Here is a 24058-nt window from a genome sequence, read left to right as displayed (position 1 = left end):
AACAAGAAAAAGCTTCCTATTTACAGCTTATTGGCTTATTTTAGACAGCTATAAAAAAACCACCAGATGACAAGCAAAATTCAATATTGCATTTTACTTTTAATACTTTTTACAACACAAATTTTTCGGGCTCAACAAAAGCAAACTCAATTTCTAATTGCTGAGAAAAATAAAGTAAGTACTATTTACATCGATCAAAATACCGACCCACTTATTGCATGGGCAGTAAATGAATTGGCAACCGACATACAGGAAATCACAGGACAAAAACCACAAATTATTCCAACTCAAAAAACAAATGCTGAAAACGGCATTTACATTGGTCAAATCAGTGATCATTTATTTAAATCTTATCAAAACAAAAACATAAAAGGCGCTTGGGAAGGCTTTTCTATTTCTAAAGAAAAAAACAATTTATTCATTTTAGGTAATGATGTTCGCGGAACGGTTTATGGAATATTTGAAACTGCCGAAAGATTAGGAATTTCTCCTTGGAAATGGTGGGCCGATGTGCACCCTATTCGAAAAGAAAAAGTAGTATTGAATCTTCCGAAAGAAGGAATTACAGAAAGTCCTTCGGTGCAATTTCGTGGTATTTTTTTAAATGATGAAGACTGGGGATTACAACCTTGGGCAGCCCAAACTTTCGAACCTGAAACGGGCGACATTGGCCCTAAAACCTACGAAAAAATATTTCAATTGCTACTTCGCCTGAAAGCCAATTGTATCTGGCCGGCCATGCATACTTCGACAAAAGCTTTTTTCAAAATCACAGGTAATAAAGAAATGGCCCAGAAATACAATATTCTGCTAGGAACTTCTCATGCTGAACCCATGATGCGCAACAATGTCGATGAATGGAATGAAAAAACCATGGGTGAATTTAATTATTTCACCAATAGCACCAACATCAACAACTACTGGCAGGGGCGTCTAAATGAAGTGCGGGACAGCAAAGCCGAAGCCATTTACTCCTTGGGAATGCGTGGTGTTCATGATAGCCAAATGGAAGGGGCAAAAAATGCCGATGAAGCCAAAGAGATGGTGGAGAAAATCATTGTCAAACAAAGAGAAATGTTGGCATCAACCTTCAAAAAACCGGCGAAAACAATTCCGCAAGTGCTGATTCCGTACAAAGAAGTTCTAGAACAATACAATAAAGGTTTAAAAATTCCAGAGGATGTTACCCTCATGTGGACCGATGATAATTACGGTTACATTAGGCATTTTAGCAATGAAAAAGAGCAAAAAAGAGTTGGTGGCGGTGGTGTATATTACCATTTAAGCTATTGGGGAAGACCACATGATTTCCTATGGTTAAGCAGTATGCAGCCCGGTTTAATTTGGGAAGAAATGTCTAAAGCTTACGCAAATGGCGATGGAAAAATGTGGATTGTCAATGTGGGAGATATAAAACCTACCGAATACAATTTGGAATTTTTCATGGATTTAGCCTGGGATATCAATTCGATAAAACCAAATGAAATCAGTCAACACTTAACGGCTTGGGCAGCAAGAGAATTCAAGCCGGAAATTGCTAATGAAGTTAGCCAAATCATGAGTGAATATTACCGATTAGCCATGTTGAGAAAGCCTGAATATATGGGATGGAGTCAAACGGAACCCACTACTCCTATTAAGTCTTCTGAATTTTCTACAGAAGAAGCCAAAAGAAGAATCCAAATGTATGATGCCTTGGTAGAAAAAGTGAATCATTTATCGACTTCTATTCCACAAGAAAGAAAAGATGCCTGGTTCCAATTGGTTGCCTATCCTGTAAAAGCTGCTGCCGCTATGAATCATAAATTCCTGTATTGGAAACTGGCTTTAGAAAGTACCAATGCTTCAAGCAAGGAAAAATTCCAAAATTTATCCGAAGCAGCTTATCATACCATTGAAGAGTTGACTCAATTTTACAATACTAAAATGAGCAACGGTAAATGGAACAATATGATGAGTATGGCTCCTCGAAAACTACCTGTTTTTGACGCTATAAAATATGATAATCCAGTAAAAATTGAAGAAAAGAAAGAAGCAACAACTACTGAATTAATCGCGATTCAAGCTAAAGATTTCTCTGCAAGTCAAGGAGCAAAAAAATACCAATGGAAAGCGATAGAAGGTTTTGGATACAGTAATGCCGCCATCACATTATTTCCATTAAAAACAAGTTCTTTTGAAGCAGAAAAACCTTCGGTAACTTATACTTTTGACAGTGAAACAACTGGGGAATACGAAGTGGAAGTGCGTTTCATTCCAACACATGCTAATGATTCCAATCATCAGGCAACAATTACATTCGATTCAAATACCAGCAAAACTTTCAAATTAAATAGCTATGATAGAGATGCCTACTGGAAAGCCAATGTATTACGCAATGCAGCTATTTTCACATTGCCTGTAAAAATAGAAAACACAGGAAAGCACAGCATAACTATTGAAGTGAATCAAACTGGTATTATTATCGACCAGATTGCAGTGTATCCTAAAGGACAAAAAAAATATGAGATACCTTTTGAATAAGGGTATCTCATATTTTAAAAAAAGTTGGTAAGTTGGCTAAGTTAGCACACAGATCACACAGATTAAACTGATAAAAACGGATTTCTTTTCTAGGAAAAAATTCAATCTGTGATAATCTGCTTAAATCCGATTCATCGGTGTGCCAATTTTTATCCTAATAGAAATTTATTTATTCAATTCCAACGGAGGCAGATTTTCTATCTCCTTTTTGCTTAAAACCAAATCACTAATCTTTAATTTTTTCAAAGTTCGTAGTTGTTCTGCAGCGGTTTCGGCTACTGCATTGGCTCCTGCTCTACCGGTATGTGTATGGTCTTTAGGGAAAAATGCTTTTACTTTTTCCTGACCTAAAGCTTCGTATTTTTGAGCTACTTTATCACTCAAATTGATAAAATCAACTTTTTCAGCTTCGGCAACTTCTTGAGCCCATTTCACATAAGTCGTGTTTCTTTGCTCTACTTTTCCATTTGGCCATTCGTTTCTGGGTGTCAAACTCATCACGATAGGAGTTGCTCCTTTTTCTCTTGCTTCGCGAATGTATTTCTTCAAATACCAACCATAGGTATGAACGGTTTCGGTCAAACTATCGGCACGATTTACGACCTGCGTTTCGTCACCAATTCCGTTTATAGAACCTCTGAATTTCTCTCCATCAATTTTTCCAGCATCGTTATGTCCAAACTGAATTACAACGAAATCACCAGGTAAAATTTCTTTTTTGGCTTTCTCCCAAAGACCTTCAAAATCAAAAGTACGACTGCTTCTTCCGCCTCTGGCTTTGTTTACAATATTCACTCGGGTTGTATCAAAATAACGTGGAGCCATTACACCCCAACCCACCGCATTTTCATTATTATTTTCAGCCATCGTAGAATCGCCAATCAGGAAAAGATTCGTTTTCCTCGGCAATTTAATTACCGGATTTTCCAAGATGTAATTTTTCAACGAATTAGTTGAAACCTTTAGACCTTCAATAATAGAAGTGGCTGCCATCAAGGCACCTTTAGCCGATGGATGGGTATGATCTTTTTTATAAAAATAAGTTCCTGTTACATTAGCTTCGCCAAACTGCTCTAATTTCTTAGCCATTCTATCATTCAAATCAATGAAAGTAACCTTTTCTTGGTCGGCAATTTGTTTCGCCCATAATCCATAAGACGTATTGTTTCTTGGCAACTTTCCGTCTTTCCAAGTATTTCTTGGAATTGGCGACATCACTACTGGAATTGCTCCTTTTTCTTTAGCTTCTTTCACTACTTTACGAATGTACCAACCATAAGTATGCACCACCTCTTCTTTTTTGGTCATCATATTTACTATTTTCTCGGACTTATTCGAAATACCTTTAATCGTTCCACGAGCTCTAATAGTATCATTCAAAGGTCCGTCGTCATTATGCCCCCATTGGATTAGGACGTAATCTCCTTTTTTTAATTTTTTATAAACCGCATCCCATAAACCTAGATTTTGGTAGGTTCTTGAACTGGTTCCTCCCAATGCATGATTTTCGATTCTAACTTTAGTACTATCTAAAAACTGACCGATATAATCACCCCAGCCCCAAAGACCTCCTGAACCATCTCCACGACCATTTTTAACGGTAGAATCTCCTACCGTGTAAACGGTTATTTTTTGTTGTGCATTGGCCTGAAATTGCATTAAAAAAAGTGCTAAAAAGGCAAATAGCATTAATTTGGTAATTCTCATTTTTTATTTATTTGTTATTATTTTTCTTTAGCCACGAATGCACTAATTATTTTTTTTTAAAACTCAATATTTTCATTTCCACAAACACTAGTCTAAATTAATTAGTGTAATCCAGAAATACTTTTTTAAAATCATTCGTGAATTAGTGGCTGTATTTTCTTTAGCCACGAATGCACTAATTATTTTCATCAATCGTTGTGTCCTATTTTCACAAACACATTTCAACTTAGTTGAAATTAATTGGTGTAATATGCCGTTATTATTTAAAATAGTATTCGTGCATTCGTGGCAAAATAAATTACTATTTTTCAGTTCTAAAATCAAACCAAATATTCATCTGAATACCGTCATCACCACTTTTAATTCTAATACTGGCTGGCTGACTGTGTGGTCCATGATGCTCAATTGGTTTGAAATCACGCATTGCTGGAATTTCATACATGAACGAAATATTCCCTTCTGGAAATGCCGGTTGCGGATAAGCTCCTTCAAACGCATTTTTAGGCAAATCAGGGGTAAACAATCTCAAAAACACATTTTCAGAAGCTGCAAACATTTTGAAACTATTATTCCCTTTTGCTTTCAAAGATGCCGCATACAAATTAGCATGATAACCTTTGAACTCAGGTAAAACCATATTTTCAAAACTTTCTCCTGGAATGGTTTGGTTGTATTCTTTATCCCAAATTCCATATGTAGTTCCTTTGATTCTGTTTTTCCAAACATGATAAGGGCCTTTCCCTAACCATTTCATACTTTCTACTCCTTCTTCAGGAAAATCAAAAGTAATCCCAAAAGCATCCACCTTATCTTGGAAAAAAGCACCATCAAAACCATTATTAGCTCCTGCATCTTTTAGCGCTAGCATTTCCATTTTTAAACGTCCATCGGCAGTCAAGGTCCATTTGATTTTTTTAATTCCACCAATATAATTTACGGTACAAACGGCCGTATTATTTTCAATGGTAGTTTCCACATTTTTCACTTCAGCTTTCATACCAATTGGCGTTGGACCATTAGTCAAAGGAACGATTCCGTTCTTATTATTTACAGTAATTATTTTTCCCGTTTTTTTGTCAATTGAAACTTGAACATCTTTACTGATTAATGAAACCAAAGCTGCTTCGTCTTTGATACTCACTTTTGACTTTGATTCTTTTTTCAACAAAAATTTCTCAGCAAAATAATCTCCTTTATGGATAGTCCATGACCATGTATAAATTTCTCTTCCGTGTTGGTCGCGTGCTATAATTTCTACCCAGTCACCTTCGAAAAAATTAGTTGCTAAAGGCATTTTAATTTTAGAAGTTGCTCCTGGTTCGATAGAAGGAATTGCAATTTTTCCTTGATCTAAAATAATATTGCTTCCATTTCCATAAAAAGCCTCTTTATGGCCTTTAATGACTTTGTACTCCATGGTACAGCTATTCAAATCACTAAAAATGTAATCGTTAGTAATGAAAAAAGAACCATCAAATTTGGAAGTAATACTCACCGGAGCAAACTGAATAGGTGACCAAATTTCCTTAATAGCAAAGAAACTTCCCTCTTTTTCACGGTGTGGCCCGAGAATTCCATCGGCTGCCAAAGAACCTTTCGAATCAAATTGTTCTTTTCCAGTCCAATCTACTCTTTTCACTGCTTCATCACAAAAAACCCAGATAAATCCACCGGCAAACAACGGACTTTCTTTAAAATGATTCCAGAAATCTTCTAATCCTGCTCCTCCACCGTTATCATAAGTAGCGTGCATAAATTCGGTTGGAAAGAAAACATTTTCACCATTTACAAAACGGTGAATTCCGGTTTGAAAAGCAGGATAATGATGTGCATCCCATCCGTTAAAGTCAGCCCAAGGATGAATGACAATACGTTTTTGAGGGTCTAAATCGGCAAAAATACTGTCAACTTTATAATTCCAACCACCTTCGTTTCCATTATCCCAGATAATCACAGAAGGATGATTGACATCACGAGTAACCATTTCTTTTACTAATTTACTCCCCGTTTCGGTATCATAAGAATTTTGCCAACCAGCTAATTCATCCAAAACAAAAATTCCTAATGAATCGCAAACCTGTAAAAAATGACTATCGGCTGGATAATGACCGCGCACGGCATTCATATTCATATCTTTCAACAAATTGACATCCATGATACTCAAACGCTTGCTGGTACTTCTCCCTGACTCTGGCCAAATTTCATGACGGTTAACCCCTTTCATGATAATCTTTTTACCATTCACGTAGATTCCGTCTTTTTTGATGAATTCCAACGTTCTAAATCCGATACGTTCCGTTACTTCATGGATGGTTTTACCATTTTGATTCAATGTTAATTTTAAATTATACAAATTAGGCGTCTCTGGACTCCAAGGTTTTACATTTGGAAACTGCATAGTAATCGCTTTTTGTTCTTCTTTTGCATTGACATCAAAAGAAAAACTTCCCAAAATGGTAGTACTTCCAATCGCAGTTAAAGTTGCTGTAATGCTACTTTTTTGCGAAATATTTTGAAGTTCTAAATTGGCATTTAGCGTTCCATCCATTTTAGCATCTACAGCTACATGGGCAATATTTTCATTTGCCATGATTTCTAACCAAACCGGACGATAAATTCCTCCAAAAAGCCACCAATCGGCTTTTCTTTCAGCTGCATTTACTGAATTATTAGCCGAATGTTTCGACACATGAGCTTCCAGAACATTGGTTCCACCATAATTCAGCAAAGCAGAAATATCGTATTTAAACTCATAAAAACCACCCTGATGAATTGGTCCTGCTGATTTTCCGTTGATTTTTACTTCAGTATCTGTCATGGCTGCGCCAAAAACAATGTAAATGGTTTTGCCTTTATCGGAAGCTGCAATTTGGAATTCATGTTTATAGAAACCTTCTTCTTTACTTGGTTCTTTTTGATTTAATTCTTTGTACCAACGGCCATAAGTATATTCGCCAAAACCTTGCAATTCCCAGTTAGAAGGCACATTGATTTTAGACCATTTTTGGCTGTTATTTCCAGCAGTACACATAAAATCCCATTGTACTGGATGTTCGAAATCGGTTCCAGAAAGGAATACCTTTTTAGTTTGTTGTGCATTTGCAGTTATTACACATAAAAACGGTAGAAATAATGAAAACGCAGCTTGTAATGATTTTTTTAAAAACATAAAATTTGATTATAGAATTAATTTCCGTCTGGTTTGACAATTTCAAAACGCTTACTCATAGGCAGCGTCCATTTTGCGAAAGCATTTGGTTGATTCGGTTTGTATTGAGGTACCTCTTTTCTAAAATAATTAGCTAAAGGATGCTGCAAATCCAGAAGCCCCTTCATCACACAAAGTGCAATTTCATTGGCTCCAAAAGAATTGAAATGTGTATTATCTTCTAGTTTATCTTTTTGTCCCGGAAAAGTATTGGCTGGATATTGAACGAAAGCTTTTCGGGAAGCTTCGTCGCCCCAACTTTCATACAAAGTAGTCGTTAATTTTGTCAAATCAACTAGCGGCACATTCATTTCCTGAGCTACTTTTCGCATGGCATCCGGATAATCACCGTGGGTAAGTTTTAAAGTTCCATCGGCATTAAAAACACGACGTTGAACTGGAGTAATCAAAACAGGAATTGCTCCTTTGTCTCTGGCGGCTTGAACAAATTCTCTTAAAGAAGCTGAGTACGAATCCCAAGGACCAATTCCTACTCCTTTTTCTTTTTCATCATTATGAGCGAATTCAACCAGTAAATAATCGCCTGGTTTAATAATAGACAGTACTTTTTTTAAACGTAAACTAGATTTAAACGAACGCAATGATGCCCCTGAAACAGCATAATTAGCCACAACAATATTCTCATTAAAATAATTGGTAATGAATTGCCCCCAAGATGCCCAAGGTTCTACATCTTGATCAGTTACTGTTGAATCGCCCGCTAAAAAAACTGTTTTACAATTTGAAACAGAAACTATACTAATACTTTTAATTTCTACCGAACCTAAAAATTCCAAACTTAGTTTATCATCCCAATTTAGCTGATCCATGTCTCTATCTTTTAACTGAATTTTAGAATTAGCATCAATTTTAGGCGTTCTTACATTAACTACAAATGTCTTAGTTTTTATTGCTCCTTTTTTAAGTATTTGTTGATCCAAAAATAATCTTCTGGATTCGGCTTTTATAGTTGTATTCGTGTTTTTAGTTGTACTTCCATAGGTTATTGAAACCTTATAATTGCCTTCTGGGAGTTTTACAGAAAAATAGGTCGGTACGTTGGTACTAAAAGAATCTGAATTCAACTTTACATTAGCCTCTGTATTAAAGTCAAAGCCATATCCCTTATTCAAATCATAAACTAGTGCATTATCTATTCTGTGAACGTTTCCTTTTTTATTTGCTTTTGCACCAAATAAAAAAAACATTTCAATCTCTATTTTTTTTGAGTTTGCTTTATTATTAGTTGAAACATATCTATTTAAATCAACAACAGAAGCATTTGTTGACAATACAAATAAAAAATTTAAAACAAAAACTAACCACCTTATGTTTTTTGTAACCATAACAGAAATATATTATTAATAAAAAGCGGACTAAGCTATTATTTTAATACTGATAAAGTATCCTGTACTGTTAGGCTACAATGATAATATTGAATTTTTACTAAATAATAAAAGACTCAAAACTCGAAGCTACAAAAACAGGTAAAAAAAAGACATTTTATAAAAAATGACCGATTCAAAGCTATAACAATCGATTACATTCTTAATTTACTGAAAAAAACCTAACAGTTTTTTCGTACTTTTTTTTAGTTAAAAATGTACGTTGTAATTTTAAAATAGGCATGAAAAGCACAAGTTACTCATTATCAGTAAATTAAAAAAAAGTGTAAAAAACACTTTTATCAAGTAATAAAATTAATAATAAATAGTAAAAAAACTCAAAGAGCAGGATACGTTAAATAAAGGTTAACAATATTTTTATATCGCAATAAATTAAGTCTTTTTTTTTGATAAGTATAAAAAATATAATTATTAATTGCGAACCACACAAATTACTTTAAAAAACCAAAAAATTAATTAACCAAAAACAACTATTGTATGAAAAATTCATTAGCCATGTATCTGGTTTACTTTAGCATCATGTTAACCTCCATGACTGCTTTAGCTCAAACCAATACAGTTACAGGAACTATCAAAGACAACACAGGATTACCGATACCAGGAGCCAATGTATCGATTAAAAATTCCTCAACAGGAATCCAAACTGATTTTGATGGAAAATTTTCTATCAAAGCAAAACCTGAAGATATTCTTGTTTTCTCTTTTATTGGAATGAAAACTTCTGAAATTAAAGTTGGAAACCAAAAAAACATTAATGTTAAACTCGAAGAAGAAGGCGCAAAACTAGAAGAAGTAGTAGTGGTAGGTTATGGAACGAGAAAGAAAAAAGACCTTACCGGATCGATTGTGAGTGTAGGTGCCGATGAAATTGCCTCTAGACCTGTTCAAAATGCAGTTCAAGCCATGCAAGGAAAAGCTGCGGGGGTAGACATTAGCTCAAACGAACGACCAGGTACTGTTGGTAGAATTAATATTCGTGGTTCACGCTCTATTACTGCATCCAACTCGCCTTTATATGTAGTTGATGGTATCCCATTAAATTCAGGAGGTATCGACTTCATCAATCCAACTGACATTGAATCGATTGACGTATTAAAAGACGCCTCTGCAACTGCGATTTATGGTTCTCGTGGTGCTAATGGTGTAATCATAGTATCAACTAAAAAAGGAAAAAACGGAAAATATACTTTGAACTACGATACAGCTGTAATTACAGAAAAAATTCATGAATTTGCTCCATTAATGAACGCAGGAGAGTACATCGAACTAAGACGTTGGGCTAGATATTATTCAAATCCTGGAACTTTTAAACCAGGAGACAAGCCTACAATTGCCAATGACAAAGATATATTTCTAGCAACCGCGGATCCAGCTGCTTGGGCTAACATCGAAAAAGGATGGAGCATTGTAGATGGAAAAGAAGTATGGGACGGATCAAAAGTAAGCACAACTGATTGGACAAAATTTGTGACTCAAACAGGTGTTACACAACAACACACTTTAAGTGTTAGTGGGGGTACCGAAACAATGAAAGCCTATGGATCATTTGGATACTTAGACAATACAGGAACATTAAAAGGACAAAGTTACAAACGCTACAATGGAATTGCTAACGTTGACATTACTCCTACAAAATGGTTCCAAATGGGAATTAACCTTAACACTAGTTATGGATTAAATGAATACGGTTTATCCAATGTAGGAAGATCTGCCGTGGCTAGTTCAGATGGTATTTATATTACTGCCAGACAAAACCTCCCTTACGCTGTACCTCTTGATGCAAACGGAAACAGAATTCAAAATCCTGGAGGAGATTCGACTATTAGAAACGTTTACGAAGAATACAAATATTCACAAGATCAGCGTTTAACACTAAGAATTTTTGGTAGCATTTATGGGCAATTGGATTTTGGAGGATTCTCAAAAGCTTTAGACGGTTTAAAATACCGTATCAACTTTGGACCAGACTTGACTACATATAGAAATGGTGTATATTTAAATGGATTATCATCAGCACGTTCAGGAACCAGCTTTGCTTCATTAGCAAAAAACCAAACTATATCATACACTCTAGACAATTTACTTTTATACAACAAAACATTTGGTAAACACGATATAGGAGTTACATTATTACAAAGCCAGACACAATACAACAATGAAGAAAGTGAAATGTCTGCGCAAAACATTAAGAACCCTGAAAACAAATGGAATGCATTAACCACTGCCAATGTTACATTAGCAGGATATTCTTCTAATATTACTGAAACGGGATTATACTCTTACATGGGTAGACTAACCTATGGATATGATGACAAATACTTAATTACTGCCTCAATTCGAAATGATGCCGCTTCTCAATTAGCTAAATCAAACAGAAGCGACTATTTTCCTAGTGCCTCTCTAGCTTGGCGAATTGACAAAGAAAAATTTTTACAAAATATCTCATGGCTTAGTGCTTTAAAACTTAGAGCAGGTTATGGAGTTACAGGTAATGCAGCAGTACCAGCATATGCAACACAACCACCTTTATCTCAAATTTTATACTCAACATCGTCAGGAGTCACCTATAATAGTAAATTAGGAAATATTGGCCTAGGATGGGAAAAGACTACTCAATATAACTATGGTGTAGATTTTGGATTATTCAACAATAGAGTTTCAGGAAGTTTAGAATACTATACATCAAATACCGACGATTTACTTTTAGAAAGAAGTATACCTACAGTCTCAGGTTTTTCAACAACGCTTGAAAACGTTGGTAAAACAAAAGCTAAAGGTTTAGAACTTACTTTGAATACTGTCAACGTTAAAACAAATAATTTTGAATGGAGTTCTAACCTAAGTGCTTCATATCAGCAAAGTCAAATAGTTGAACTACAAAATGGAAAATTTGATGACATCAACAATAATAGATTCATAGGACAACCACAAGGAGTAATTTACGGTTTTGAATCAAATGGAGTTTGGCGACCTGAAGATGCTGTTGAGATGGCAAAATTTAATACTGCTGCTAACAACCCTACACTTTTCACATTTGGTAATGCGAGACCGGTTGATCAAAACGGAGATTACAAAATAGATGCTAATAATGACCGTGTTATCATCGGAAGTACTGAGCCAAAATACATTGCTGGTTTGACAAACACCTTCAATTATAAAAACATTGAATTATCAATTTTTGTTATAGGTCGATTTGACTACTTATACGATGTAGGTGGAGAAAATCTTAGCGGAAAAACTAGTCAAAGAAAACTTGACTACTATACTGATATCAATACAAATGCTGAATACCAAAAACCATTCTTTTCAGCAGGTACAGGAGATTTATACAACCCTATTTTCGGTTATAAAAACGGATCTTTCTTAAAAATAAGAAACATTTCCCTAGGTTATAACTTTGAAAGGGACTTTGTAGAGAAAATTGGGTTATCGAAATTAAGAGTCTACATGCAAGCTGCTAATCCGGGAATGATTTTTTCAAAAGTGAAATGGGTAGATCTTGACACTAGAACTACTTTTTCAAACAGAGGAATGACTTTAGGACTAAATGTTCAATTCTAAAAAAATTAAATTATGAAAAATTATAAAAAAATATATCTCAACTTAATACTTGTCGCTACTTTAGGACTTAGCTCATCATGTAATCAAGATTTTCTAGATGAAAAACTGACTACAGCTTATGACAAAGAATATTTAAAAACGGAAGAAGGTATTCTAGCTTTGTCTGTTGGTACTTATTACCAAGTATTCGCATTAGACATGAATCGCGAAGTACCACTTACCGCTACACAATCAGGTACCGATGAATTTCACGTAGGAGGCGACCCATCAAATGGGTTATGGAATTCATATGCTTCAGGATTTGGTTCTTTTGTAACCGTTTCAAATTCCAATACTGTAGCCGCTAATACCAATTGGGATAATTTATACATTGGTATCGGAAATGCAAATCAAATAATTGAATCAGCAACAAACATTGTATCAACAAATAATGCAATCAAAAAAACTGCATTAGGAGAAGGATACTTCATGAGAGCTTACAACTATTTAAAATTAGTAAGACAATATGGCGGTGTTCCTTTAAAATTAATACCAAATAGTTCAACTGTTGAACAAGAATACACTAGAGCAACTTCACAAGAAGTCTTGAATCAAATTATTGCTGATTTCACCCAAGCCTACAACCTATTAGGAAATACAGGAGGACCCAACAAAATTACTAAAGATGCAGCTGCACATTATTTAGCCAAAGCCTATATAACACGTGCTAGTGAAATCAATGATGCTTGGAATTCATCAACAAAATTAGCTGATTTGCAACAGGTAGTTACGCTATGTGACGATGTAATCACACGTCATCCATTAGCCCCAAACTATGTTAATTTATGGGATTTTAAAGCCGCTGACGGAGCTAATGAAAAATTATCAGAATTAATTTTATCAGCCGATTTTAATTCAAATCAATTAACAACGGGGGGTAACCAACAACATTTATATTTCATTTCTACTTACGATCAATTACCACAAATGGAACGTAATACATCTGGAGGAAGACCCTTTAGCCGTCTGGCACCAACCTATTTTACTTACGACATTTTTGATAAAGTAAATGATTCCCGTTTTTGGAAAAGTTTCCAAACAAAAAGCATGGTTAATAAGCCTGCTTCAGGAAGTGGTTATGTAAATGGTGATTTAGGCATCATGTATATAATGAATACACCATCAGACACACGCTTTGCGTTGACCAAAAACGTAAATTATCTATATCCTGGAAAAACCAAAACAATCCCAAGTGTATACGTAGCCTATGCAGCAGACAACTTCGGATTGATGAAAGATGTAAGATTCCCTTCTTTGAGCAAATATATGGACGGATCTCGATTGGATTTCAACGCCACAAAAGGAAGTCGAGATATTATTTTAGCTCGTTCAGCCGACACTTATCTATTAGCAGCAGAAGCCAAAATTCGCTTAGCTAAACTTGGTACTGGTTCCTACAGTGATGCTTTAAGCTATATCAATACGGTGAGAAATCGTGCAACTTACAAATCAGGTGAAGATCGCAAACTTTATACAGATGGATCAGCTGCTTGGACAACAGCTGTTCAAGGAGGCAGAGCAGTTTCATTCATGCCTGAAAACTCTTATTACGAATCTAATAATATTGCTCCTACTACTGCAGCAACTAGTTTGACTATTTCAAGTATTAGCAGTTTACCGGCAGAAGATCAAGCTGTAATTACAAAATTAGGTTACACAAGCGATTATGACCGTATGCTTTGTTTAGTATTAAACGAACGTACAAGAGAATTATGTGGTGAATTTCACCGTTGGGAAGATTTAAGTAGAACAAAAACATTAGTTGCAAGAGCAAAAGCTTATAATCCTGAAGCCGCCCCTAACATTAAAGACTTCCACCTTTTGAGACCAATTCCACAAACATTCTTAGATGGAATTTATAAAAACGGAAGACCATTAACAGCAGCTGAAAAACAAGAAATGCAAAATCCTGGTTATTAGTAGCCATTCCATTTATTAAAAATGGAGATCATGATGATCTCCATTTTTTTTATTCTAAAACTGAAAACAGCTGACTATCAACCTAAAAAAGTATAAGCATAATTCTTATTCTAAAGAAAAATAAAAAAACTTGTAAATCTTTCGACTTACAAGTTATATCTGTTTTAACCATTAGGCACACTGGAAAACTAAATCGAATTTCGATCAATGAAATTAAATGGATTCTTGATTTTTCCTGTTTCTTTATTTAATATCATATTGGCTGCCGTAACACCCATTGCTTTAAAATCAGTTGAAATAACTGTAATCCCTAACAAATCTTTCAAGGGTGTGTCATTATAGGATATCACACCTATTTCCTTTCCTAATTCAAAATCTTTATCTCTTATTTGTTTTACTAAACTCACTAAGTCGGACTCTTCAATCGTAATAAATAAATCTCCTTTTTTTAATACGATATCATCATATACTTCTCTTAAAACTTCATATTCCATACCAGAATCTAAGCAAAAACGTTTGAAACCATTTAAAATACGTCTTGGATAAGGATAAACCGAGCTTTCTGGATAAATCAAAACTAATTTATTGTATCTAGATATCTTTTCAATTCCTTGCTTTAGAGCGCCATAAATATCATTCTCATAATCTTGACAAACTTCAATAATTGAATCATCAATACCTTTATTGTTATCAAGTATCACTAGTTTATCCTTAGGAATCTTTTTTATTGCTTGTATTACACTCTCTCCCGAACTACAATGCGTAGAATCACCTGTCTTAAAATGTGGCATAATAACATAGTAATCATAAGCTCCTATGTATTTATCTATAAGATTAATAAACAAAGTCTGGTCACAGTGGTAAATATGTAAATCTGTTTGTGAATTTCCTCCGATGGTATTAATGAAAGAATTATAAATTCTCATCTTATAGGAACTCAATTTATTGATTAAAAAAAGCACATTGACTTTAGAAATCAATTTTGTACGAGTTACATAATAACCTTTACCACGAATAGGAGTAATAATCTTTCGTTTCTTTAAAATATTATAGGCCTTCTCTACCGTATCTCTGGAAAGATAAAATTCCTCACTAAGCATGTTTATTGAAGGCAACTTCTGATCCATTTGTAATTTATCTGTTGCGATACTATCAATAATAGAATCGACAATCTGTTTGTATTTGGGTATCCTTGAGTTTTCACTTAAACTCATTGAAAATGATATCCCCTCATCCACCATCACCTTAGTCAAAAACTTTTCCTTTTCCATAACATTTTAACTTATAGCTTTCCTGATTCCTGCTAACAACTTATCATAAAAATAAACAAAATTTTAAAAAATATGAAATAAAAAATAAAATTACCTATCAAACAAATAATTGAACAATTAAAATTTAAATCACAATATTTTAATCAAAAAACTACTGTCTCAATCTTAAACCAAACAGTTTATGTTTAATTGAAAACTACAACAAAAAAACACCCAATTTAATTATAAAAATTATTAAGTGTTAATCATAAATTCTATTTTAAGAAGTACCTAATCTATTCCTTCATTAACTGTAAAAGAGTCGATTTTGGCACTTCAAATACACTTCCATGACGTATTCCAGAGGGAAAAACCATCTTGTCCGAGACCTCTTCCCAGCCATTATCTGTCTGTTTTAAAGCGCCATACTTATGATCACGGTATTTATCAAAATACACCACCCACTTGCCGTCTATCTTTATAGCTGTTGGACCTTCTGCCCAATAATTTCCAGTAATGGGCTCAGACGCCTTTGAATAAGGTCCTGTTAATTTATCACTATAAGCTACTTTAAGATTCTTTTGGACAGGTAATTTGGTTTCATCTTTCAAAAACATGACATAACCTTTGTCATTCTTTAAAATAGAAGAATCAATCACATTAAAACCTGAATCATATAACAACTGAGTTGGAGAATAGGTTTTAAAATCTTTGGTAGTTGTATAATAAATTCGGTGATTGTAGCCACTGTCTTCGGTTGTTTGTGTTTCCGGAAATTTCCCTGGAATGGTACTTGCCCAATAAATCATGTATTCTTTATTCACCTCGTCATAGGTAATTTCGGGCGCCCAGGTATTTCGTGTTCTGCTTTCGTGTTCCATAACAGGCAAAAATTCCTGTTTAGACCAATGAATCAAATCCTTAGAAGAAGCATAACCAATCCCTTTATCGGTCCAGCTTACAGTCCAAACCATATGATACAAACCATCTCCTCCCTTGATAATACAAGGATCTCGCATTAGTTTATCCTTACCCACTTCGGGTGTTAAAAAGGAAGTATCTTTTTTTAAAGCTTGCCAATAGTATCCATCTTCACTGTAAGCTAAATGCAAACCATCTACTCCATTTCCTTTAAAATAAGAGAAGAGATATACTTTTTTTTCGGCTACAATTTTATTGGCAATCAACCAATTCTCGCAAGCCGTTGGCCAATACGTATTAGTCCCTTTATTCCCTAAACCAAAACCATGCCCTCCGTTTTGATACAAATGCATCTCGGCTGCCACTTTATTCTTCTTTAAATTCATATAATAATTAATGCTATTCTCGACAGGAACAGCATAATCATCAGTAGCATGAACTATAAAACAAGGAGGGGTATTTTCGTTAATTGATTTTTCATTCGAATATTTAGCAATCAATTTTTCCGAAGCCGATTTCCCTAAAAGACTATTTTTTGACCCTTCGTGAGTAATTCCTTTTTCCATTGAAATCACTGGGTAAATTAGAATTGAAAAATCAGGACGAGCACTAACAACATCATTCCTCTCATACACCTTATCCATGTAATGTGTAGAGGCTGTAGAAGCCAGATGACCACCAGCCGAAAACCCCATGATTCCAATTTTATTAGCATCCAAATTCCATTTATTTGCATTTCTACGCAAGCTACGTATCGCTTCTTGTGCGTCTTGCAAAGGGCCAACTGTTTTATCTAACATGATTTCATCTGATGGCAAACGGTATTTCAAAACAAATGCTGAAATCCCAATCGAATTTAACCATTTAGCTACTTTAATCCCTTCTTTTTCAATAGACAAATGTGAATATCCTCCGCCGGGGCAAACAATAACCGCAGGAGTAGGAGATGCAGAATTTTTTACTAAAAAAGGAGTCAAAGTAGGCACCACAACCTTATCCACTCCAGTGGTAATACCTTGAGTATCTGTTCGGAGTTGTTCTTTATAATTTAAATTTGTTTTAGCTCCAGGTATAGTTTCCCATAGTGTGAAAGGAAGATTTTCTTGTGAAAAAACTTCAGTCCCCATGGTACAAAAAAACACTATTCCCAAAAAGAATATTTTGTTTATTCTAATCATTTATTCGTTTGTTTTAATTTTTAGATGCTTCCTTTTGTTTTAAATAAACAATCAAAAAGAAAAAGAGCGTATAGAAACCTTATAATCTATACTCACTTCATTTTATATATTTCAGAACCCGCTAACAAGAAACAGCCCAAACCATAGTCTTCAAAATCAGGAATTTTATCATAATTTAATGGCTGACCGTCCTTAGGTTCTTTCCCCGTCGATTGTAAGAAACCTAAAAAACCATCTTTATGCAAGCTTTCCGTTACTAATGCCTTCCAAGCTTTTTCAACTACTGGCAAATAGGTTTTCTTATCTAAAATTCCACTATTGATTCCATACGATATTCCATAAACAAATAAGGCTGTTCCTGAAGCTTCTTTTCCGCCAAAATTAGTCGGATCGTGCAAACTCACATTCCAGAATCCATCTGGTCTTTGAATCGGTACTAAAGCTTTAGCCATCGCTTTTAAATCGTTTACATACTGATTTCTATGCGGCGCATTTTCCGGAATAATTGTTAACACTTTTGCCAAAGCGACTATTACCCAACCATTCCCACGACTCCAATAACAATCCTCCCCATTTGGTTCTTTGTATGGAGGATCAAAATCGGCATCACGCCACCATAATCCATCCTTTGGATTAAATAAACCATTATCTCCGTGTTTATTACGAGAAAACATATACATTTCATACATTTTCTCAAAATAACGATTGTCTTTATCTAAAACACCCAGTTTAGCAAAAACAGGCATTCCCATTTGAATCGCATCAATCCAAGACCAGTCATTTAGTTGCGGGGTATTCAACAGCATATTGATGCATTGTCTGGTGTTTTTTAGTTTTTTGGCTTCAGGCTCTATGTTATACAAATCAATATAGGTTTGTGCAGCACAATAATCATCCGCATTTCTATTAGCATTTCCATTTCTAAATCCCCATTTATGAAATTCTGCCCATGAATAAGCATAATCATAGTAAGCTTGCTTAGGATAAATTTCATGTAAAGCCATTAATCCTTCATAATAAACACCACGAGTCCAAATATTACTAGGACGCTCTTTATTAGTTACAATTGTCTTTCCAGTGTCTGGCCATTTGTCCATAAAATATTTATTAGCCAATTCCATTTGAGCCAATACTTCTTTTCTATCAAATGTTTGTTGGGCAAAAGTTATACTGCTTAACAGCAAGCATAAACTTAAAAACAAAATCCTTTTTTTCATTATCGAGGGGTTTTTATTATTTATTTTCTACCAATGGAGTAATAGAAACGGGACCTTTTAATCCTGAAGGCATAGGAGCCCATTTAGTAGCATCAAATTTATTATAGTCCTTATCCACCATATTAATCTCATAAAAAATCTTCCATTCTTTGCCTTTTAATTCGAGGTCGCGAACACGATTTGCGGAAAGATTTGTCACTTGAATTTTTAATTCATTTTGTTTTCTTTTTAACTTTCCTAATTCAATAGAAAAAGGCACTGACCATGCTGGTCCAATATATTTTCCGTTCAACCAAATTTTAGCACTTTCTCTAACATCTCCCAGATTCAATTGCCATATTTTAGCCGAAACCGTTGGCCTATCGAATAGTAATGTATAAGTTGCCGTACCTGAAAAAGCTTCGGCTTCAGGACTAAATTTTGTCCATGATTCTAATTTATCAAGCTTTACTGGAGCAGGCAAAGCAGGACCTCCTTTTTCAAAAGTTAAATCCCATTGCCCTTTTAAAGCGATAGGTACTGTTTTAGGCTCCATATATTTCCATGGTTTAGCCGATGGTTTATTTTCTGTTTGTAGAAATAATGATTTTCCAGATTCCAGACGAATCTTAACCATCGTACTTAATCCATCTGATTTCACTTCTGCATTTCCCACTTTTCGCGTTAATGGATCTAATATTAAGACTTTTTTATTGGCTACAGCCAAAGGAATAAAGCCATCAATAGTTTTAGGAGTATGATTTACCAAATAATAAATTTTTTCTCCATTTACATCTCTTTTAATGAATTTTAAACCGGTTTCTACTAATGTTTCCGGCTTTTCATTTGCTTCAGTAAGCGCTTTAAACACATCAGTTACCGGTTCTACAAGCATTTTATTGGACGCAATTAATTGGGCCATTTTTTCATTTTGAACTTCATAATCATACAATCCCGGAACTGATTTTGGCAAACCTTCAAAAATAATTGAAGCACCTGCTTTTTTCAAAGCAATCAATTTTTCTAGAGTTGCCAAAGGCATTTTATCGCAATCAGGCACCACTAAAGCCTTATAACTATTACCGGGAAGAACCAGCTTTCCCTCTTTTACAGTTGCTTGAGCTATGAAGCTATCCGAAATAAAATCGACTCCATAACCTTTCTCCATCAATTTTTCAGTCGTTTTGTAAAAAGGAGTTCCATGCAACCACTCATCCAAAGAATGTATTTTAAATTGAAAAAATAAATTCCCTTCTAAATTTTTCCCCCAAGTATCATACACGGGGTAATACAGCAAGGTTCCATTATCTGATTTCCCTGATTGAAGTAAGGATTGACAATTGGCTATATACGAAAACAATCCTGGCGCATCTTCCCAAATCGCATTGTTAGCATTGAAATTTACAGAAGCATAAAACTTCCATCCAGGCCACTCTGCTCTTTTAGGCGAATAGGTTGAACCATGCAAAAAAACATGATTAATTCCGTTAAGGAATAAATCTTCCACTTCAGGTTTGCATTGCGAAAGTGCCGTTTTAAAATGATCTCTCAACCAAGTAAAAGTTTCTGAAGAAGTCAATGGTTTACCTGCAATATGCGCCGCCGAGGAAGAAAATTTGAGCATCACTGGGTCGGCATCACCATTCCTAATATCTTCTATTTCCCTGCGAAAACCGGGAATATCATACGGCATGGAACCAAAGGTTTCACACTCGGGTATATCAGCAGAGGCATACAAATCAATTAAATTTCCGGGCGAACCATGCGCTTGCAATTTGGTTTTAAAATTTTTAGTATTGGCCCATTTTGTCCAAGGCAAATCAAATTTATACAACAGCAAATCCGAAATAGTTTCACGGTAATCACTCTTTATTCTATTGCCTATTTCCGAATCCTCTTTACTCAACAATTGTGGCAGGTATTTTTTTAAATCATAGCCTCGGCGTTTTTCAAATTCTTCTAAAAAATGAAGTGTAAAATCAGTACCATAAACTTCATAACTATCATTAAAAATAGCCCTTAACTTTCCTTCAAAACCAACCAAAGCTTTATCAAATGGAACTACATAAGCATTCAATGCTTCTTCCGAATAATGATCTAAAGTATAACCTTTTCCACCAGGAGCAGCACGCTTTACTTGTTGACCAGTTTTTCCGGCAAAAATTGCATATAGCGTATAGTCCGTATTTGCAGCTTTCCATTGCAACAAATTTCCATTCAGTTGCTTTGTCAAATCCAAATAAGAGCCATCAGCACCAAAAGCAGAAACCGCTAGTAATTGTGCCGGGATTTTATCCTTTTCTGAACTAGGCTTTAATTCTTTATTAAAAAGATCTTCTTTTTTAACTTCATATTTTTCTACAACTAATTTAGTTGCCGCATAAGGAAGTGTAACCTGCGGACCTCCATAAGGCCAGCCAGTACCTAACACCATATCCACTTGCATTCCTAAACTATCGGCTATCTTCACCGTGTAGTCTAACATTTCCATGTATTTAGGCGACAAATAATCAATAAAATTAGCCTCCTCTCCTTTTACTCCATAAATAGGTGTAATTTCTACCCCTCCAATTCCTACTTTTTGAAAATCGATTAAACTGGATTTTAAATTGGGTTTGTCAACCGCATTTCCCATCCACCACCAACGTGCCCATGGTTTATTTACATTTTTAGTTTCTGGCCATGCCGAATCCACTTGTTTGGATTGCGCAGTAGCATCTATGGCAAACAAAATTCCAGCAAAAAAAGGAATAAATTGTAGTTTTATTTTCATGGATTAATTCTTGTAAAATAAAATATGTGTTGGCTTCAAAAAATTTAATCTTCAATTTAAAAGTCTATTTTCATTTACTTCAAAGAAATGAATATAATGATTTTTAAACCGCCTCCAAAATTTATTGAGCTTATAAAATTATCAAAGCAAAGTTTACCAACTATCCTGCACCGTCCTGTTAGATACAAAACAAATAAATAGAATGGACCAAAATCAATAACCGACTGCCAAAATTTAGACAATTACGCTTTTCACGAATGAAAAAAATGAAAAACTACTAATTCATGAAAGACAAAATCTGCTTTTCGCATTAGAAAATTCATGAAAAACAAGGATTGAAATTTGTGTCAACACGAAAAAAACACACAAAAAAACACCAACTCAGCTTTGAAGCGAATTCAAATAAAGCTACTTACAACTTTAACAACCAGAATTATAGAAAAATAAGGCATAAAAAAAAGCTTCTCGATTGAGAAGCTTTCTGTGCGGATAATAGGACTCGAACCTACACGCCTTGCGGCACCAGATCCTAAGTCTGGCACGTCTACCAATTTCGCCATATCCGCGATTGTGGGTGCAAATATAAGGATACTTTCCAATATTCAAAGCAAAAAAATTAAAAAAATTATTATTCTGTTTTTTGTACTTTTGAAAGCACTCAAACTTATGTTTCATAAATGGAAAATATAAAGAATTACATACAAAACAACAAAGAGCGTTTTATAAACGAACTAATCGATTTATTAAAAATCCCTTCTGTGAGTGCCGACTCTGCTTATAATCAAGACGTTATAGACACTTCCGAAGCAGTAAAACTAAGCCTTGAAAAGGCAGGTTGCGACAAGGTAGAAATTTGCGAAACAGATGGTTACCCAATTGTTTATGGCGAAAAAATTATCGACCCTAATTTACCAACTGTCTTAGTTTATGGCCATTACGATGTACAACCGCCTGATCCAATCGAATTATGGACTTCTCCCCCATTTGAACCCGTAATCAAAAAAAACGAACTTCACCCCGAGGGCGCTATCTTTGCTCGCGGCGCTTGTGATGATAAAGGACAAATGTACATGCATGTAAAAGCCTTAGAATACATGGTTGCCAACAATTGCTTGCCTTGCAACGTAAAATTTATGATTGAAGGGGAAGAAGAAGTAGGTAGCGTAAACCTAAAAAGCTTTGTAGAAAACAACCGAGAAAAACTTAAAAACGATGTCATCCTAATTTCTGATACAGGAATGATTTCGAACCAACAACCATCCATCACAACTGGTTTGCGTGGTTTGAGCTATGTAGAAGTAGAAGTTACAGGTCCTAACCGCGACTTACACTCCGGATTGTATGGTGGAGCAGTTGCCAATCCTATCAATATCCTAAGCAAAATGATTGCTTCACTTCACGACGAAAACAACCATATTACTATTCCTGGTTTTTACGACAAGGTAGAAGAATTATCCGCAGAGGAGAGAGCCGAAATGGCCAAAGCTCCTTTTAGCTTAGAAGAATACAAAAAAGCACTCGATTTAAAAGAGGTTTACGGAGAAACTGGTTATGTTACTAACGAACGCAATTCGATTCGCCCAACACTCGATGTAAATGGAATTTGGGGTGGTTACACTGGCGAAGGAGCAAAAACCGTAATTCCATCTAAGGCTTACGCCAAAATTTCGATGCGTTTAGTTCCTAACCAAGACTGGGAAGAAATCACCGAATTATTCACCAAACACTTCACAGCTATTGCGCCTAAGGCAGTTACCGTCAAAGTTACACCGCATCACGGCGGACAAGGTTATGTTACCCCTATTGACAGCATTGGTTACAAAGCGGCCAACATGGCTTACACCGAAACTTTTGGGGTTCCAGCTGTTCCTGTAAGAGGCGGAGGAAGTATTCCAATCGTAGCCCTTTTTGAAAAAGAATTAAAAAGCAAAATCATTTTAATGGGATTTGGCTTAGACAGCGATGCCATCCATTCTCCTAACGAACATTTTGGAATTTTCAATTACCTAAAAGGAATCGAAACCATTCCGTTGTTCTATAAAAACTTTGTGGAGTTGTCGAAATAATTTTAACCGCAAAGGCTGCAAAGTTCTTCGCAAAACTCCCTAAGTTTAAAAAACTAAATCCGTTTATTCTTTTTTTAAGAGTAAACGGATTTTTTATTGGGGCGTTCCCTCGTTGCAGAAAGTGAGTCATTTAAAAGAACATTTATACAAGCAACGAGGTCGGGCTATCGCTGTATTCCCGCTTTGAAAAACTACGGCAAAAGCCTTGTTTTTCTAAACCGGGAGATGCCGCTTCTATCCCTAACACAAACAACCAAAACAATAAAAAACAAGTAGTTAAAACAAAATAATTAAAAAAATACTTGCAAAT

11 protein-coding genes and 1 tRNA gene are annotated in these 24058 nt (G+C 35.0%); 4 read left to right on the top strand and 8 right to left on the bottom strand.

From position 1 onward, the window contains the following. Window positions 1-66 precede the first annotated feature (66 nt). Window positions 67-2523: a glycosyl hydrolase 115 family protein gene (locus tag ACFPTQ_RS05010; RefSeq protein WP_379774631.1), complete on the top strand. Its 2457-nt coding sequence runs from the start codon at window positions 67-69 to the stop codon at window positions 2521-2523. Between the two features lie 165 nt (window positions 2524-2688). Here the strand turns inward: ACFPTQ_RS05010 and ACFPTQ_RS05005 are convergent, their stop codons facing one another. The 3 genes from ACFPTQ_RS05005 to ACFPTQ_RS04995 form a co-directional block, all read right to left on the bottom strand. Further along, complete coding sequence (locus ACFPTQ_RS05005) at window positions 2689-4230, bottom strand: rhamnogalacturonan acetylesterase (RefSeq protein ID WP_379774628.1); 1542 nt, start codon at window positions 4228-4230, stop codon at window positions 2689-2691. A 301-nt stretch (window positions 4231-4531) separates the two neighbouring features. Further along, window positions 4532-7399 (bottom strand): glycoside hydrolase family 2 TIM barrel-domain containing protein, encoded by a 2868-nt coding sequence (locus ACFPTQ_RS05000; protein WP_379774626.1) that lies wholly within the window; start codon window positions 7397-7399, stop codon window positions 4532-4534. Between the two features lie 17 nt (window positions 7400-7416). Continuing rightward, the gene (locus ACFPTQ_RS04995; RefSeq protein WP_379774623.1) at window positions 7417-8646 is read right to left on the bottom strand and encodes a rhamnogalacturonan acetylesterase; all 1230 of its coding nucleotides are present in this window, start codon (window positions 8644-8646) and stop codon (window positions 7417-7419) included. 675 nt (window positions 8647-9321) lie between these two features. On the opposite strand from ACFPTQ_RS04995, the gene ACFPTQ_RS04990 reads away from it, so the two are divergent. Then, complete coding sequence (locus ACFPTQ_RS04990) at window positions 9322-12405, top strand: SusC/RagA family TonB-linked outer membrane protein (protein ID WP_379774620.1); 3084 nt, start codon at window positions 9322-9324, stop codon at window positions 12403-12405. Between the two features lie 12 nt (window positions 12406-12417). Further along, entirely contained in the window at window positions 12418-14364 is a 1947-nt protein-coding gene (locus ACFPTQ_RS04985; protein WP_379774617.1) for a RagB/SusD family nutrient uptake outer membrane protein, read from the top strand. 188 nt (window positions 14365-14552) lie between these two features. Here ACFPTQ_RS04985 and ACFPTQ_RS04980 read toward each other — a convergent pair whose 3' ends face one another. From ACFPTQ_RS04980 to ACFPTQ_RS04960, 5 genes are all read right to left on the bottom strand, one after another. Next, the gene (locus ACFPTQ_RS04980) at window positions 14553-15635 is read right to left on the bottom strand and encodes a GntR family transcriptional regulator (protein WP_379774614.1); all 1083 of its coding nucleotides are present in this window, start codon (window positions 15633-15635) and stop codon (window positions 14553-14555) included. Between the two features lie 275 nt (window positions 15636-15910). Next, on the bottom strand, window positions 15911-17713 hold the full coding sequence (locus ACFPTQ_RS04975; protein ID WP_379774612.1) for an alpha/beta hydrolase fold domain-containing protein: 1803 nt from the start codon (window positions 17711-17713) through the stop codon (window positions 15911-15913). A 92-nt stretch (window positions 17714-17805) separates the two neighbouring features. Beyond that, window positions 17806-18930 (bottom strand): glycoside hydrolase family 88 protein, encoded by a 1125-nt coding sequence (locus ACFPTQ_RS04970; RefSeq protein ID WP_379774610.1) that lies wholly within the window; start codon window positions 18928-18930, stop codon window positions 17806-17808. A gap of 16 nt (window positions 18931-18946) precedes the next feature. Continuing rightward, window positions 18947-21682, bottom strand: coding sequence for a glycosyl hydrolase (locus ACFPTQ_RS04965; RefSeq protein ID WP_379774607.1), 2736 nt, complete (start codon window positions 21680-21682; stop codon window positions 18947-18949). Window positions 21683-22166: 484 nt separating this feature from the next. Beyond that, a tRNA-Leu gene (locus ACFPTQ_RS04960) sits at window positions 22167-22248 on the bottom strand. Between the two features lie 111 nt (window positions 22249-22359). Between ACFPTQ_RS04960 and ACFPTQ_RS04955 the strand changes: the two genes are divergently transcribed. Next, window positions 22360-23748, top strand: a complete 1389-nt coding sequence (locus tag ACFPTQ_RS04955; RefSeq protein WP_379774604.1) for a dipeptidase — start codon at window positions 22360-22362, stop codon at window positions 23746-23748. The last annotated feature ends 310 nt before the right edge of the window (window positions 23749-24058 follow it).

Source organism: Flavobacterium sp. GCM10022190 (assembly GCF_042656445.1).
In the GTDB taxonomy this organism is placed as follows: Bacteria; Bacteroidota; Bacteroidia; order Flavobacteriales; family Flavobacteriaceae; genus Flavobacterium; species Flavobacterium nitratireducens.
Note: the sequence above shows the minus strand (reverse complement) of the source record. Positions and strands in the feature narration are given on the sequence as shown.